Annotated in this window: 15 protein-coding genes; 9 read left to right on the top strand and 6 right to left on the bottom strand. The window is 44.8% G+C overall.

Annotated features, from left to right (window positions below; genetic code table 11):
- Positions 1 to 56 precede the first annotated feature (56 nt).
- Both GVN20_RS08490 and GVN20_RS08485 read left to right on the top strand, forming a co-directional pair.
- Positions 57 to 1,295 carry a PAS domain-containing sensor histidine kinase gene (locus tag GVN20_RS08490; protein ID WP_166557892.1) on the top strand — a complete coding sequence of 413 codons (1,239 nt, stop codon included), beginning with the start codon at positions 57 to 59 and terminating at the stop codon, positions 1,293 to 1,295.
- A gap of 6 nt (positions 1,296 to 1,301) precedes the next feature.
- Complete coding sequence (locus GVN20_RS08485; protein ID WP_166557891.1) at positions 1,302 to 2,360, top strand: response regulator; 1,059 nt, start codon at positions 1,302 to 1,304, stop codon at positions 2,358 to 2,360.
- A 77-nt stretch (positions 2,361 to 2,437) separates the two neighbouring features.
- Here the strand turns inward: GVN20_RS08485 and abc-f are convergent, their stop codons facing one another.
- On the bottom strand, positions 2,438 to 4,378 hold the full coding sequence (gene abc-f, locus GVN20_RS08480) for a ribosomal protection-like ABC-F family protein (protein WP_166557890.1): 1,941 nt from the start codon (positions 4,376 to 4,378) through the stop codon (positions 2,438 to 2,440).
- Between the two features lie 260 nt (positions 4,379 to 4,638).
- Here abc-f and GVN20_RS08475 point away from each other — a divergent pair, with 260 nt between their 5' ends.
- Positions 4,639 to 5,640: a GNAT family N-acetyltransferase gene (locus GVN20_RS08475; protein WP_166557889.1), complete on the top strand. Its 1,002-nt coding sequence runs from the start codon at positions 4,639 to 4,641 to the stop codon at positions 5,638 to 5,640.
- 58 nt (positions 5,641 to 5,698) lie between these two features.
- Here GVN20_RS08475 and GVN20_RS08470 read toward each other — a convergent pair whose 3' ends face one another.
- A complete protein-coding gene (locus tag GVN20_RS08470) occupies positions 5,699 to 7,381 on the bottom strand; it encodes a glutamine--tRNA ligase/YqeY domain fusion protein (RefSeq protein ID WP_166557888.1) in 1,683 nt (560 codons plus the stop codon).
- 115 nt (positions 7,382 to 7,496) lie between these two features.
- Here GVN20_RS08470 and GVN20_RS08465 point away from each other — a divergent pair, with 115 nt between their 5' ends.
- The 3 genes from GVN20_RS08465 to folE all read left to right on the top strand — a co-directional run bounded on the left by GVN20_RS08465 (position 7,497) and on the right by folE (position 9,314).
- Complete coding sequence (locus GVN20_RS08465) at positions 7,497 to 8,003, top strand: DUF4199 family protein (protein ID WP_166557887.1); 507 nt, start codon at positions 7,497 to 7,499, stop codon at positions 8,001 to 8,003.
- A 236-nt stretch (positions 8,004 to 8,239) separates the two neighbouring features.
- The gene (locus GVN20_RS08460; RefSeq protein WP_166557886.1) at positions 8,240 to 8,656 is read left to right on the top strand and encodes a 6-carboxytetrahydropterin synthase; all 417 of its coding nucleotides are present in this window, start codon (positions 8,240 to 8,242) and stop codon (positions 8,654 to 8,656) included.
- Entirely contained in the window at positions 8,619 to 9,314 is a 696-nt protein-coding gene (gene folE, locus GVN20_RS08455) for a GTP cyclohydrolase I FolE (RefSeq protein ID WP_166557885.1), read from the top strand. The genes GVN20_RS08460 and folE overlap by 38 nt, the downstream gene beginning before the upstream one ends.
- A gap of 9 nt (positions 9,315 to 9,323) precedes the next feature.
- On the opposite strand, the gene GVN20_RS08450 is transcribed toward folE, so the two are convergent.
- The 4 genes from GVN20_RS08450 to GVN20_RS08435 form a co-directional block, all read right to left on the bottom strand.
- Positions 9,324 to 10,838, bottom strand: coding sequence for a lipopolysaccharide assembly protein LapB (locus GVN20_RS08450; protein ID WP_166557884.1), 1,515 nt, complete (start codon positions 10,836 to 10,838; stop codon positions 9,324 to 9,326).
- Positions 10,835 to 11,464, bottom strand: a complete 630-nt coding sequence (locus GVN20_RS08445; protein ID WP_166557883.1) for a Uma2 family endonuclease — start codon at positions 11,462 to 11,464, stop codon at positions 10,835 to 10,837. The genes GVN20_RS08450 and GVN20_RS08445 overlap by 4 nt, the downstream gene beginning before the upstream one ends.
- A gap of 43 nt (positions 11,465 to 11,507) precedes the next feature.
- Positions 11,508 to 11,951 carry a transcription elongation factor gene (locus tag GVN20_RS08440; RefSeq protein ID WP_206023227.1) on the bottom strand — a complete coding sequence of 148 codons (444 nt, stop codon included), beginning with the start codon at positions 11,949 to 11,951 and terminating at the stop codon, positions 11,508 to 11,510.
- 89 nt (positions 11,952 to 12,040) lie between these two features.
- A complete protein-coding gene (locus GVN20_RS08435) occupies positions 12,041 to 13,063 on the bottom strand; it encodes an aldo/keto reductase (RefSeq protein ID WP_166557882.1) in 1,023 nt (340 codons plus the stop codon).
- A gap of 141 nt (positions 13,064 to 13,204) precedes the next feature.
- Between GVN20_RS08435 and GVN20_RS08430 the strand changes: the two genes are divergently transcribed.
- The 3 genes from GVN20_RS08430 to GVN20_RS08420 all read left to right on the top strand — a co-directional run bounded on the left by GVN20_RS08430 (position 13,205) and on the right by GVN20_RS08420 (position 16,212).
- On the top strand, positions 13,205 to 13,951 hold the full coding sequence (locus GVN20_RS08430; RefSeq protein ID WP_166557881.1) for an SOS response-associated peptidase: 747 nt from the start codon (positions 13,205 to 13,207) through the stop codon (positions 13,949 to 13,951).
- A gap of 63 nt (positions 13,952 to 14,014) precedes the next feature.
- Positions 14,015 to 14,920, top strand: a complete 906-nt coding sequence (locus GVN20_RS08425; protein ID WP_166557880.1) for an alpha/beta fold hydrolase — start codon at positions 14,015 to 14,017, stop codon at positions 14,918 to 14,920.
- A gap of 68 nt (positions 14,921 to 14,988) precedes the next feature.
- Positions 14,989 to 16,212, top strand: a complete 1,224-nt coding sequence (locus tag GVN20_RS08420) for an exo-beta-N-acetylmuramidase NamZ domain-containing protein (RefSeq protein WP_166557879.1) — start codon at positions 14,989 to 14,991, stop codon at positions 16,210 to 16,212.
- Positions 16,213 to 16,297: the final 85 nt, after the last annotated feature.

Genomic DNA, 16,297 nt, shown 5'->3' with positions numbered 1-16,297 from the left:
TTTATATACCTATTCAATTAACACTTGCAAAAATCACAATAACCTCCGTATTTGGTATGTTAGAAGTATTTATTCAGCAAACCCAAGCGATGAGAAGACACGTCGAAATGTTACATGCACTCTTTAAAAGTGCAACAGAGGGGATTATTGTGGTAGATTCATGGGGAGAAATTCAGTTGGTAAATCCAAAAGCGCAGGCGCTGTTTGGGTATGCTGAAGGAGAATTGCTCGGCAAGAAAATTGAGACCCTTATTCCTCAACGGTACGCAAAAAAGCACGTTGATCACCGCATGAATTACGCCCAGCAACCCAAAGCCAGAAGCATGGGTGGCAATTTTGATTTAAAGGCCAAACGCAAAGATGATACCGAGTTTCCGGTAGAAGTGAGCCTGAGTCCGTTTAGTACCAGCGATGGCGACTACATCGTTAGCTTTATTATTGATATTTCGGAACGAAAAAAACAAGAAGTTGCGCTACTTGAAGCCCACCACGAAATCCAAAACCTAAACGCTGACTTAGAAAAACGGGTCGAACAACGTACCCGTGAACTAGCCCTAGCAATGGAAGAACTCGAACAATCAAAGCAGGAAGTAATGCGGGCCCTCGAAAAAGAGCGCCAACTGAACGATATGAAAACAAAATTTGTGACCATTGCCTCGCACGAGTTCCGTACTCCTTTGGCCACAATCTTGTCATCAGCCTCGTTGATTGGGCGTTATGTATACAGTGAAGAAGATGAGAAACGTCAAAAACACGTTCAACGCATAAAATCGACGGTCAATAATCTGACCGAAATTTTGAACGATTTCCTATCGTTGGGAAAACTAGAAGAAGGTCAAATACGGAACGTGCCTGTGGTGTTTAATCTTTATGAATTTTGCAAAGAAATGGTGGATGAACTCCGCTCGGTCTGTAAAGAAAATCAGCAGGTGCAGTACGTACATACTGGCGACTCGGAGGTGTGTATTGACCGGCATTTACTCAAAAACGTGCTCATCAACCTTATTTCCAATGCCGCAAAATATTCGGGAGAAGGAAAAGACATCTTTTTAAACACCGAAAAAGTTGATTCAAAGCTCAAGATTGTCATTCGGGACCAAGGAATCGGTATTCCTGAGCAAGATATTCCCTATGTATTTGACCGATTTTTTAGGGCGCAAAATTCAGGAACCATTCAAGGTACTGGACTAGGGCTCAACATAGTATACAAATATGTTCAGCTGATGAATGGTGATATTCACCTTGATAGTAAGCTCAATGAAGGTACCCGTGTTTTTCTTGTACTTCCCACGTAATAGTAAATGAAAACAATCCTGTTGATAGAAGACAATCCCGATATGCGGGATAATACGACCGAAATTCTGGAGTTGGCCCACTACAAGGTGATAACGGCAGAAAACGGGAAACAAGGCATAAAATTGGCGCAAGAAAGTAGTCCTGACCTTATCATCTGCGATATTATGATGCCAGAGCTGGATGGCTATGGCGTGCTTCATTTACTCAGCAAAGAGCCTTCTACGGCTAGTATTCCGTTTATTTTTCTAACCGCAAAGGCCGAAAAAAATGACTATCGTAAGGGAATGACGCTGGGGGCCGACGATTACCTCACCAAACCCTACGACGATGTTGAGCTATTAAGTGCCGTTGAAACGCGTCTGCGGAAAAACAACTTGCTCAAAACCGAATATTCACGTACGGAGGAAGGCCTTTACCAATTTTTGAACGAAGCCAAATCTTTTGAATCCCTCAAAAAACTTTCGGAAAATAAGAAAACGAAGCTCTTCAAGAAACGGGAGATTATCTATTCGGAAGGCAATTATCCCAACGCGGTTTATTTCCTAAAAAGCGGAAAAATTAAGAATTTCAAAACCAACGAATTTGGGAAAGAGTACATTATCGAGCTGCACAAGCCCGGTGATTTTTTTGGGTATTTGGATTTGCTGGAAAACACCGCCTACCAAGACTCGGCGGTTACGCTTCAAGACAGTGAAGTGGTGATTATTCCCAAAGATGAGTTTAATTCCTTGTTGTACAACAACCGTGATGTAGCCTCAAAATTCATCAAAATCCTTTCCAATGAAGTACGGGAACGTGAAGAACGCCTGCTCAAATTAGCCTATAACTCAGTGCGTAAACGCGTAGCCGAATCGCTCATTATGCTGGCTAACCGCTATCAGGAGGACAAAACCAAGCATTTTGCGATCGCCATTACCCGCGAAGATTTGGCAAGCATTGTAGGAACAGCGACTGAAACGGTGATTCGCACGCTGTCGGATTTCAAAGAAGAATCACTCATCGAAATGAAAGGTAGTCTCATCACGGTGCTGGATTATGAAAAACTGGCCCGAATGAGAAACTAAAACGAAAGACAACTTACAAATAACTAACGTCGGCGAGGTTTGAACCGTGGTACGCAGCCCTCGCCGACGTTGCATTTCTACCCCAAAGCCTCCACCTCCAGCATTGCCTGCTCCCAGTTTTCAGTCGATTTATCTATTTTTTGCTTGATTTCAGCGTATTGGCGGTTGAGTTCGGCCAACTTGGTCGGATTGCTGTAAACAGATTCATCGGCCAATTTCGCTTCCATTTCCGTCTTACGTTTTTCTAGTTCATCAATCTCTTTTTCGAGCTGATTTACTTTATTTTGAAGCTGTTTGAGCGCCTGCCCGTTTGAACTCCCATTTTTAGACGGAGCAGCAGGAGCCGCTGGCGCGGTTTTTATGGCGTTCATAGATGCCAAGCTCGTCATAACGGCCTCTTTTCCTTTGGCTGTCTCTTCTTCTCCCCGCTCTTCCTGCCACCACTCGTATTCCTGATACGTGCCTGGGTATTCTTTTACTTCGCGATTGTCGATGTACCAAATTTTGCTCGCAATGGCTTCCACAAAAAAACGGTCGTGAGAAACCACCACAAAAGAGCCTTCATACTGGCGCAGCGCCTGAATCAGGATATTGACCGATTGCATGTCTAAGTGGTTGGTAGGCTCATCGAGTAGCAGGAAGTTGGCTTCCGATACCAGTACCTTTGCCAACGCTACCCGCGATTTTTCGCCTCCAGAGAGGACCTTTATTTTTTTAAAAACATCCTCGCCCGTAAACAGAAAACATCCCAAAATGGTCCTACATTCTGTTTCACTCTTGGTTGGGTTGGCATATTTAAGTTCTTCCAGAATCGTATGCTCAATATTCAGTGATTCCAACTGGTGCTGAGCATAAAACGTAAAAAGTACGTTATGCCCTAATCGCCGCTCACCTTCAATGGGCTCGGTGCCAGCAATGACCCGCAGGAGCGTCGATTTTCCTTTTCCATTGGCTCCGATGAGGGCGATTTTATCACCCCGTTCCATCGAAATAGTGGTATTTTTGAGGATTTCTTTTTCTCCGTATGCTTTCGAAACGTTTTCGAGTTGCAGCACATGGCGTCCCGGTTGGGTGGTAAACTGAAATCGAAAATGCACTTTTGCATTTTCATCGACTACCGCCTCTACGCGGTCCATTCTATCCAACATTTTGGCGCGACTTTGGGCTTGTTTGGCTTTGGTTGCTTTGGCCTTAAAACGCTCAATGAAACGCTCCGTTTGGCGTATTTTAGCCTGTTGGTTTTCGTAGGCTCCCTTTTGAATCTCGTTACGCAAGGCTTTTTCTTCGATGTAAAAAGAATAATTGCCGCCGTAATAATTCAACTTTTGGTTGCTAACTTCTACCATTGTATCGCAGACATTGTCCAAAAACTCCCGGTCGTGAGAAACCACAATCACGGCATTTTCATAACTCTGCACGTATTTTTCTACCCACTGAATCGATGGTAAGTCCAGGTGGTTGGTAGGCTCATCGAGCATCAACAGCGAAGGCTTTTGGAGCAGCAATTTGGCGAGCATCACGCGCATACGCCACCCTCCCGAAAACAGTCGCAGTGGTTTTTGTAAATCGGCTGTAGAAAAGCCGAGACCTTCCAAAATTTCTTCTGCTTTAGATTGGATAGAATAGCCATCCAAAGCTTCAAATTCTTCCTGAATGCGGGCGAGCCGGTCCACCAATTTGTCTTGGTAATTGACCTCCATTTCGTGAATGACCGCATCCATCTGCCGTTGGAGTTCGTTGGCACGCTCAAAAGCCTGCATCGCTACCGACAAAATAGAATCGTCACTTTGGTACGAAAGCAAATCCTGATTCAAAAAACCGATGGTACAACCGCCTGATTTTGAGATATGTCCAGCATCGGGCTGATAATTACCCACAATTAAATGCAATAAAGTAGACTTGCCCGTTCCGTTCAAACCAATAAGGCCAATTTTATCTTTGGGCTTGATGTGGAGCGAAGCGTTTTCGTATAACGCCCGGTCGCCGAGATAATACGATAAGTTAGTTATTGAAATCATGCCGCAAAGTTAGTGTATTTTTTGCCTCCTTGCCCGACTTGTTCAAGTGGAATCAAAGCTATTCTTTCTAAAAATGAATAATTACGATCCATAAAGCACCAACATTTAGCGTTAAAAACCGTCTTTGAACTAAATGAAAAGACTTTGGCATCAAATAAAACAATTCCGTTTGTCGCCTTTCGTTAAAACCATCAATGAAATAAGAAAGCCCTGTAAGACAAGCCGAGATTTTATATCTTTGTCGATTAAGCAAGCCTCGAATGCAATTTTCAATACCTCAACATACGGTGACGCCTTCTCTGCTACGCAATTATACTGCGTTGGTGGTACAGAACAATCCCGACATTTTGCACCGTTTTCACATTCGGTGGCCGTTGTGGCTGTTCAATACTCCTTTGCACGTAAAACACCAAATGGCTTCAGAGGTGTACACGTTCATCTTGACTGATACCGCCACCCAAACCGAAGCCTTCGGGGTTTTTCATTTATTCATTCAACAGCAAGCAGGAATCAGCCCATCTCAAGCTTCATTTGGGTCTTTTGAAATAGCAGAGCGCATCAGCCATACCGAATTTGCAGAGTGGTTGACGGGCATTGAAGATTTTGCCAAAAGGGTGGGAATCAGCAGTCTGCGCATCAAGCATTATCCTACGGGTTATAATCCCTCACGCAGTACTTTTGTGCGAAGGGGGCTTTTAAGGCGTGGTTTTGAACTGACTCAGAGCATAGAAAATCAGTTCATTCCAGTCACCCAAACCAACTTTGAGGAAGGGCTTCACGCTTCTGAGCGCCGCCGCTTACGCAAGTGCTTACGGGCGGGGTTTCGTTTTGAGGAATGGCTCAACCCGCCAGCGCGTGAAGTCTACACGTTCATTAAGCACAACCGTCAATTATTAGGGTATTCGCTTTCGTTCAGTTTTGAGCAATTGCAACTGTGGCTTAGTGTTTTTGCACCGCATTTCCGCGTGTTTTGCGTCAAAGATGGCGATACATTGGCCTCACTTTCGGTTACGGTGCGTGTAGGAGAGTCAGTATTGTATAACTTCTGTCCCGCCGACAACCTGACGTATCGTACGTTCAGTCCCGCCGTGTTGCTCAATAAAGGACTATACGGGGAATGCCAACAAAAAGGAATCTCACTCTTGGATTTAGGAATCTCCGTCAATGAAGCGGGTGAACTAAAACCCAGTTTGAAGCGATTTAAGGAGAATTTAGGCGCAAAAAACTGCGACAAATACGTTTTTTATAAAAATTTGCTCTAAACAAAAACGTCGACAGTGCTTGGTGCGCTGCCGACGTTGCGAATGACAATATTTATTTCTATTTCGCTGCTACTTTTCCCCACGTGTCTTTCAATCCAACGGTACGATTAAAAACCAAATGGTCAGCGGTACTGTCTGTATCAAGGCAAAAATACCCTTTACGCATAAATTGAAACTTCGCGCCTATCGCGGCTTCTTTCAATGCAGGTTCGGCATAGCCCGTAATGACCTGCAACGAATTGGGATTAATATAGTCTTTAAAATCCCCTTCGGCGGTTGAAAGGTCTTCCACAGTGAAAAGTCGGTCGTATTCTCGAATCTCGATGGGCAAGGCTTCGTTGACCGACACCCAATGCAGTGTGCCTTTTACGTTGATGCCTGAGGTATCGCTACCGCTTTTGCTGTTTTCGATGTATGAGCAATGCAATTCGGTCACATTTCCTGCTTCATCTTTAACGAAATCGTCACACTTGATGATATAAGCACTTTTGAGGCGAACCATCTGCCCTGGAGCTAAACGGAAGTATTTTTTGGGAGCTACTTCCATAAAATCATCCCGTTCGACGTAAATCTCACGACCGAAAGGAATCTCACGCATACCGCTGTTGGGGTCTTCAGGATTGTTTTCGCTGTGGCAAATCTCCACCTGACTTTCGGGGAAATTGGTGATAATTACTTTGAGCGGGTCAAGCACAACCATACGGCGCTCGGCCACTTTGTTGAGATGTTCGCGAATACAGAATTCCAGCAAACTTACATCAATCAGGTTGTCGCGACGTGCTACCCCAATGCGGTCACAAAACTCACGAATAGACTCTGGTGTATATCCTCGACGACGCAAGCCCGAAATCGTGGGCATTCGTGGATCATCCCAGCCTGTTACATGTTGTTCGTTGACCAATTGGAGGAGTTTTCGTTTGCTCATTACGGTATACGTAAGGTTCAGACGCGCAAACTCATATTGTTTTGACGGAAATATTTCTAATTTTTCGATGCACCAATCGTACAAATCGCGGTGAGGAATAAATTCTAATGTACAAATAGAATGCGTGATTTTTTCGATTGAATCCGATTGTCCGTGGGCAAAATCGTACATGGGATAAATGCACCATTTGTCGCCTGTACGGTGGTGATGCGCAAATTTGATGCGGTAAATCACAGGATCGCGCATGATCATATTCGGGGCCGCCATGTCGATTTTGGCCCGAAGTGTACGGGTTCCTTCGGCAAACTCACCATTTTTCATGCGTACAAACAACGCTTCGTTTTCCTCAGGTGTGCGGTCACGGTAAGGGCTATTGGTTCCTGGCTCGGTGGGAGTTCCCTTCTGCGCCGCCATTTGTTCCGACGTAGATTCGTCCACGTACGCCAGTCCTTTACGGATAAGCAACAACGCATACTCGTACAAAGAATCAAAATAATCAGAGGCATAAAATTCATTAACCCACTGAAAACCTAGCCATTGTACATCATTCTTGATGGAGTCTACGTATTCGGTATCTTCCGTCACAGGGTTGGTGTCGTCAAAACGAAGGTTTGTTCCTCCGCCGTATTTTTGAGCAACGCCAAAATTAAGGCAAATTGACTTGGCGTGGCCAATGTGTAAATAGCCGTTTGGCTCGGGTGGAAAGCGCGTTAAAACTCGCCCTCCGTGTTTACCGTTACGGAGGTCTTCCTCGATGATTTGCTCGATGAAGTTAAGTGATTTTTCTTCGGTGGGTTCTTTGCTGATTTCACTCATGTGGCTCTGGTTACTGGTGGTAATTCGCAAAAGTAGTATAATTCGTTCTCATCAAGGAGGAGTCAGCAGGGAAAAATAAGAGAAAATACCTAAGTTTGCCTACTTTTTTAAACCTATGATATTTTCCGGAATGAACAATACCCTCAAATTCGCCATTTACATCGTTGTTTTCAGTCTTATTTGGTTGGTTGGAGAAAAATTAATCGGTTATCAAAATACAATTGTTGACTGGCTACCCTTCACAAGTTTGCTTTGGTTAATCCTGATTGGAGTATTTTACATTGTCTTTCTGCGAAGCACGCGTCGACAAGCCACAAAGGTAGTTTATAGTAGAAATGTCAGGTTGCTACTCACACTTAGTATCTACTGGCTACTCGCTTTTGGATTAGTAAAATGGGCTTATTTTTTATTTGTTAATCCTGATTATTTTAATGACCTCATTATTCGGGGCCGGGAATGGCTCACGCTGACCGCTACCTCGGAAGAAAACTTTGAAAACGCCACCCGTATGATGGATGATTTTCTGCAATTGCCTGTCTATTTGGGTATTACTACCGCCGTTCAACTTATTTTCTGCTTAATTTACGCCTTTTTATTCCCTGCTTTTGTCAAGAACAAATAGAGTCTTGTCGATTATTTTTTTGATTAAACGTTCTGATTATCACGTCTTTTCTTCTGATAGTGCAACTTTTTTAAAACTATTTTCGGAAGAACGCCGTTTATAATGCAGTTGAAAACGATACTTACCCAAGGGCTTTGGTACCACGCCCAACGGTCGAGAGGGTGTTGCAGACAAACTTTCTGACGACTCCTCGGCGCGCTCGTACATACAACGCTGCAACTTACTAACATATTGGAATGAGCAATCAACGGGTGGCGGTCTTCCGAAAGACCCACTTCAATGCTGCGCATCGACTCAACAATCCGGCTTGGTCGGAAGAGGAAAACGCACGCATTTTTGGAAAATGCAATTTGCCGAACTACCACGGTCATAATTATGAGCTGATTGTCCGGGTAACGGGAGAGGTAGACCCGAATACCGGCTACGTTGTGGATTTGAAATGGCTGAACGATTTGATAGAACACAATGTTCTGCAAAAGTTCGACCACAAGAATCTGAATCTTGACACGGAAGAGTTTAAACACCTGAATCCCAGTGCCGAGAACATTGCAATTGTGATTTACAACATCCTGCGTGGGCATTTACAATCCACTTTTGATTTGAAAATAAGACTATATGAAACCGAACGAAACTTTGTGGAATACCCCGCGTGAGGCTGCCACTTTCGTTGATTTAAACATTGACGAATGGGGCGATGACCACAGCTTAAGTGCCTACGATACACCCATGCGCGAAGATGCTTTTGAGCTGAGCGATGTTGAAAAAGTAGCAAAAATTGAGCTGCATTTTAAAGAAATAATGGAGACCTTGGGTCTTGACCTAACCGATGACAGCCTGAAAGGAACACCTCATCGGGTGGCTAAAATGTACGTAAAAGAGATATTTAGCGGTCTTAACCCTAAAAATAAGCCCAAAGCCACCCTTTTTGAAAATAAATACAATTACAACGAAATGCTTGTGGAGAAAGACATCAGTTTTTACTCCAACTGCGAGCACCATTTTGTACCCATTTTTGGCAAAGCCCACGTAGCTTATATTTCAAGTGGCAAAGTGATTGGACTTTCAAAACTGAACCGTATTGTTCAGTATTTTGCCAGACGCCCTCAGGTACAGGAGCGTTTGACGGTTCAAATCGGCAAGGAATTGCAACAAATTCTCCAAACCGAAGACGTGGCCGTAGTAATGGATGCCAAGCATTTGTGCGTAGCTTCGCGCGGCATACAGGATGATACAAGCACCACTATCACCTCTTTTTACGGCGGCAAATTCAAAGAAGACGCTACCAAAAATGAGTTCTTGAAGTATTTGTAATCTCAAATATTACTCTACACCCAACAGAGTCAAGGCAGCGCGGGCTTTATTGTCCACGCTGTTTTTGTATTCGTGCTTAGGGTAATTAAGGGCTTGCTTGAAATGATAAATGGCCTTGGCGTTGTTGCCTTTTGCCTGATACATGTAGCCCAATTGCAGCGCTGAAGTGGCCCCAAAATACAAACTCTGTGCCTGGCTGAGCGCAATGGCGCGTTCATAATGCACGATTGAAGAATCAGGACGATTCTGGCGTTGAAGAGTACGCCCCCAACGATAATGAAATTCGGCTTTATCGTACAGCGTGGTAAAAAAAGTTTCTTGATACGGTTTCAAAGCAGAGGCTGCTTCCTGTAAATATCCCCCATCAAACGCCAATCGGGCTTTCATTAAGGCTTTCTGTTGTCCCGAAACTTCTTTCTTTCGGAAGCTTTTGGCGAATTTTTCCGCAAATTTATCGGCTTCTACGTAACTCGTTCCAACGGTCAGGACGCGCTCCAAATAGGGCATTGCCACAGCTTCTTCACCTTCCAGCCAATGGCTCAAAAACAATTTTAGGTGCGTATCTTTCAGGTAATTTTGGCCTTTATACTGCGCCAGAAATCGTTTTAAGTGCGTACGTGCTTCGTCGTATTGGCCTTTTTGAAGTAGAATTTCTCCTTTTAGGTATTCCAAAAAAGGAAACGCCAGATAGCCACTGCCAACGGGCCGCTGATTGAGTAATTTTAGGGCCTGCTCTCCGCGTCCGTCCTTCATTGAGATTGTTGTTCCGAAAAAATGGAGCAGTAAATTATCCTTTTCACCGTTAACAAATCCCAAAAGCGCTGCGTTTTGCGGCTCAGTGTAAGTGAGGATATATGCGTGCAACAGCAACTCAACCAGTCTTGCTTCGGGGCCAAACAATTTGTCTTTTTGAATAATGGCCTTGATTTCACGCATTCCCTGCGGAATATTGCCGCGCAAGCCCAGCAGCTTGGTAACCCATTGGTAGTTTTGCGGGGCCGAACCAATCAATACGTGGAGCATCCCCAATGACTTGTAGGTCGAAATAAAATCGGGATATTTTTTGGCATTTTCTTCTAGTAGCCGATACGCCTTGATAATATCCCAACAGGCGCTGACTTCTTTGCCGAATTTCAATTTGATAAACGCCCAATGCAGACGAATTTCGGCCTGATACAGTCGCTGATAAGGCGAACTCGGGGGCAACTCTTCCAAAAACGCCAAGCGTTTGTCTTGATTGGGAGACAATTGTTCAAACAAACGTTTTTCGTCGCTGACCAACAACGTGACCATGTCGGCGTAATCTTCCACATACACAGCAAAGGCTTTTTGCAGACCCGTATTTTTCTCTTTTTGCAGCAGCGCCCTTGCGGAGGTAACTTTCAACTTAAACACATCAGCGTACGCCTCTTGAAGCGTGGGCGTAATTTGGTACGGATTACTTTGGCCGAAGGAAGGAAGACGAGAAAAGAAAAAACCAAGAAAAAAGGCAAAAAAGCCGGTGAATAAAACTCCCTTTTTCACAATTTAAAACCTTCTTTTTGAAGCAGTTGTTCAAGTGAGAAGTGATATTTCCCCAGTAAACTAACATTTTTTTCCCAAGTCGAAATGATGCCATCTTGCCCTGCCCGCGAGACAAACTGTTGTTTGGTTCCTGAAAAAAACCAAATGACTTCCTGAACGCCGAAATCCAACAATTTTTTGGTTTTAATGCCGTAATAATCCATTTCTGAAATCCCGAAATCGGTCGTATCGGCCTGTATATCCACTTCTATGACCGCTAAGGGTGGAATTTCGAAGTATTTATCTTTAAAAGCATGATTTTGCAAAGCTGCCTTTTCGTAAATCACAATATCAGAGGAAACGTTGCTAAGTTTTTTGAGATGAAAGCCCACTTCTTTAGTGATAACGAAATAGGCATCTTCATCTAAATTTTTCAACAAATATTTCATCAAAACGCCAATAATTATTGCATGGGTGTCGCTTTCGCCCTTAATTTCTTCCTTCGTTTTCAGTTGATTTAATACATCTTTATAGCCCCGATAGTACATGGGTTTTCCGTCGTATTCTTCATAAATCAACGATTTCGGGATTTCATGCTTGGCAAATTTGGTCCGAATGCGTTTGCGTTTGGTGGAGACTGCTACCATGTCAATTCCTGTTTAACTAAATCAAAGATAGACAAATAAACAACTACCCTAGCTCCTCAATGAGACAATTCTTTTGCTGAAACAGGAAGCTGTCGCCGCGTTGTTTTCCCATCAGCGAAGCGCCCAGCGGTGATTGTGGCGACACCGCGATTACTTTTATTCCCGCCATGTCAAGCAGCCCCACGCTCACGGCCACAAAAAAATAACCCGCTGTGGTTTTGACCAACGTACCCAATCCAACGCGTTGAAACTGAAACAACGGGTCGATGCGGTCCAGCACAGCGCGCTCCTGACGAATCTGGTCGTACAACTGGGCGTGGCGGTCTCGTTCGTTTTGGGCCATGGCCCGCGCAGTTTCGTACTTATCTCCCGCACTGCTTTTGGTTTCTTCATTGGCTGAGCTTTGGGCAGATTGCATGGCATCCAATGCAGCCTGCATTCGAGCATCCAAATGCGCTTTTAAACGTTCCAGAATGGCTAATTTCATAATTGGTGTTATTCGTTTGACGATGAAATAACAAGAACAAAGAATACATTTCCTTGTACTGTTCTCCATGTTGTCGGGCCTCCGCTGTATTACAATCGGTGATTAATAATTTGGTCGTACATCCCTGCGAAGGCCGACTGTTTCACACCTTCCGAAGAAAGAAAATCGTGCGGAAAACCCAGTTCTATTTTGCTGAGTTCATTCAGCCGATGCATCATTTCGTCGGGAATGGTTGAATCAAGGCTTTTGATAGAATCTTGCAATTGCTCCACACGACGAGCCCCGATGATGGGCATGACGTTAGAAACCCGTTGTCTGGCCCAATTGATGGCCACCTGCGTGGGGGTTACGCCCAACTCATCAGCGATTTCTACCACGGCTTGGGCAATCTCCTGACTGCGTTCGTTGCGTCGGAGGCTATTTTCGGGCACGCGCCCGCCTTCTCCGCGTAGGTATTTGCCCGTCAGCGCCCCGCCGCCAATCACCCCCCAGGGCGTTACGGCCATATCTAGGGCTTTGGCCATGGGTAACAAATCGCGTTCAGCGCCCCGTTGTAGCAACGAATACTCAATCTGCAAAGCAGCAAATTGGCTCCAGCCACGCAGTTCGGCAAGCATATTAGCCCGCGAAATCACCCAAGCAGGCGTGTCAGAAATACCGATGTAATGCACTTTCCCACTACGCACCAAGTCGTCCAATCCACGCATTACTTCCTCTACAGGTGTGGTAAAATCCCACATGTGAACCCAAAACAAGTCGATATAATCAGTATTGAGGCGTTTTAAACTTTCGTTGAGCGAACGAACCATATTTTTGCGATGGTTTCCAGCGTAGTTGGGGTCACCGTCGCGGTCCATGAGGGTGTATTTGGTAGCGAGCACAAAATGGTCGCGGTCGGAAGCGATAAAATCTCCTAAAAATTTCTCCGAAGTCCCTTCGGTGTAGCGATTGGCCGTATCTATAAAATTACCGCCAGCATTGGCATACATGTCAAAAATTTTCTTACTTTCATGCTTGTCAGCGCCCCATCCCCATTCGGTTCCGAAGGTCATGGTGCCAAGACAAATTTCTGAAACACGAAGGCCTGATTTTCCCAATAATTTGAATTTCATAGTGATGAAGTTTGTTAGGTGATAAAGCACACGCGTTGTCGGATGAGACGTTACTCTTTCAAAAGCTGACCGACAAAATCGGCTTTTCTTTCCCGCAAATCTGCGTTTTTGCTCAAAATTACGGATAAAACTCGGTTAATTATGTGTTTTCACAATTCGTTAACAGCCACCGTTGCAGAAGTAGAGAAACGCTTTGAAGCTACTTCAGAAGTTAAGCAAGCTGATTTTCAGCCTGTCTACCACGGAAATGGGTTTGATTATCCCACTTGGCCCGTGATTACTGCGCAAGCCCCGCAAACCATCCAACTGTTTCGTTGGGGGCTGGTGCCGCGTTGGGTAAAATCCAAAGAAGAAGCCGAAGAAATGCGGGCCAATACGCTCAATGCCAAGGTTGAAACTTTGGCTCAAAAACCCTCTTTTAAATATGCCCTTCGAGAATCCCAGCGTTGTCTTGTACCTTCTACGGGATTTTTTGAATGGCAAACCGTGGGCAAACAAAAATACCCTTACTACATTCGGTTACGCAATCAACCACTTTTTGCCATGGCGGGAATCTGGGAAAGTTGGCACAATCCCGACTTCGCCGATGATGTTTGGAACACCTTTAGCATTATCACCACGGAGGCCAATCCCATGATGGCGCGTATTCACAATACCAAGCAGCGAATGCCTTTGCTTCTATTGCCGGGTAGTGAATCCCTTTGGCTTCAATCCGATTTGGATAGCTCGGCCCTGAAAGAAATCGCCCGTCCGTTAGACGACAGCCTGATGGAATCGTTTACAATCGGTCGGTTGATTAGCAATCGTAAAGCAGATTCAAATGTCCCTGACGTAAACAACCCGCACCTTTATCCTGAATTATCGCAACAACAATTGTCGCTATTTTAGCGTTTTATAAAGCAACAATTGCGAATAACTATCGCTGAATTAACCTAAACAGTAACCATTCTCATGCTAAGAAAAATATGCCTTTGGGCCTGTGTTTGCGGATTGTGCTGGGGGCTTTCTTCCTGTTTTCGTTCGTGGCGCAAAAATGAACGTGACCTTCGCAAGCATTACGCAAACAAACCCGTTCGACCTACTTATTATACCATTCAAAACGACAGCCTTCGGCTGTTTGTCGCCACTACGGGTGCCGATACGCTGCCGCCGCTCCTGCTTATCCACGGTGCACCAGGAGCGTGGTACGGATACCTCAATATGGTGGATGACAGCATTTTGCAGAGCAAATACCACATCATTGCCGTTGATCGATTAGGGTATAATCATTCAAAACACCGCAAAAAACGCATTGTTACGTCCATTGATTTGCAGGCCCGGGCGGCCGCTTTGGCCTTGTCGCTCAATCATTCCCGTCAAAAAGGAGTGTTGCTTGGTCGCTCTTACGGAGCGCCCATTGCGGCCAAAATTGCGATACTCAATCCCCAACGATTCAATAAATTGGTGATGCTGGCCCCCGCCATCGACCCCACCAAAGAAAAATTCTGGTGGTTTTCAAAGCCCGCTAAATGGTGGATAGTTAGGATGTGGCTCCCGCATCGTATTAATCTGGCGTCGTTTGAAAAATTTGCCCACGCTAAGGAATTAGAAAAACTGGCAGACGAGTGGCCAATGCTCCAAGTGCCGACGACCGTGGTGCAAGGAGGTAAAGATTGGATTGTAGACCCGACAAATCTTGATTTTGCCCGCATGAAACTGGCCAAAAAGGAAGCGCAATTTATCTTTTTGCCCAATGCGGGTCATTTAATTTCGTATTCTCATCCAGATTTGGTTCGCGAATTGGTCATCACGCCTTTTCAACACCCATCAGCCTCTACGATCTCCGTACAGGTGGGGACAAATGAAGACCATAAATAAGCAGGTATCTTTGAGGGGACGCCCATTTGTTGTAACTTTCCCCCTCAAACAATCTTGCCTTTTACTTTATGAAACGGTCATTTTATCTGTCCCTTTTTGTTGCTACTGTGTTTTTGGCAGTTTTTGCCGCATTTACTACTGCCCCAAAACCTGAAAATGCAAAAAAAAGCATCATTACGGGTGCCGACCAAACCTCAGCGTATCTTCCTTATCTGAAAGGGAAACGCATTGGAATGCTGGTCAATCAAACTTCAATCATTGGCAAAAAGCACTGTGTCGATAGCCTCTTCAAATTAGGGGTAAAAATTACCAAGATTTTTGGGCCTGAACACGGATTTCGGGGCAATGCCAGCAACGGTGCCAAAGTAGATGATAGCGTAGACCCCGCCACGGGCATTCCCGTGATTTCGCTCTATGGTAAAAACCGTAAACCTTCCAAAGAACACTTGGCCGACGTCGATTTGATGATTTTTGACGTGCAGGATGTAGGGGCTCGTTTTTATACCTACATCAATACGCTATCGTATGTCATGGAGGCCTGTGCCGAAAATGACAAAGAATTACTCATTTTGGACCGCCCCAACCCGAACGGATTTATGGTGGATGGCCCCATTTTGGAGCCGCACCTGAAATCAGGCATCGGAATCTTTCCAATACCCATTAGCCACGGTCTGACCATCGGAGAGTTTGCCCAAATGATCAATGGCGAAGGTTGGCTGCCCAGCGGGCTGAAATGCAAATTGAAAATCATCAAAGTAGCCAATTATACGCATGACCTGCCGTATGTCCTCCCCGTACCGCCTTCGCCCAATTTAAATACGCAGCAGTCCATTCTGCTCTATCCCAGTATTTGTCTATTTGAAGGCACTATTCTGAGTCAAGGACGCGGCACCTACATGCCTTTCACGGTACTGGGAGCACCCTTATTGAAAGGGAAATACACGTTTTCGTTCAAACCAGTCAGTCTTAAAGGCATGAGCGAAACTCCCCTGCATCAGGACACGGACTGTTATGGATTGGATTTGCGGAAGTATGACAGCGCTATTTTTCTGAAAACCAAGAAATTAAACTTGCAATGGCTCATGGAGCTGTATGCGGCTTACCCCCTCAAAGAGAAGTTTTTTGACATGAGTCAAAGCAAACAAATGGGAAACTTTGATAAACTGGCAGGGACAGAAAACTTAAAGCAGCAGATTATTGCGGGTAAATCCGAAGAAGAAATTCGTAAAAGCTGGGAGCCCGGGCTGGGAGACTTCAAAATCAAGCGAAAGAAATATTTATTGTACCCATAAAAAAGAAACATCCCTCGCAGCTACACAAACCCCTAAGGTAGCGCGAGGGATATTTTATCATAGGTTAAGTTGTGGTTGAAACAAC

The sequence above is a fragment of the Runella sp. CRIBMP genome (assembly GCF_009905605.1).
Classification (GTDB): Bacteria; Bacteroidota; Bacteroidia; order Cytophagales; family Spirosomataceae; genus Runella.
Note: the sequence above shows the minus strand (reverse complement) of the source record. Positions and strands in the feature narration are given on the sequence as shown.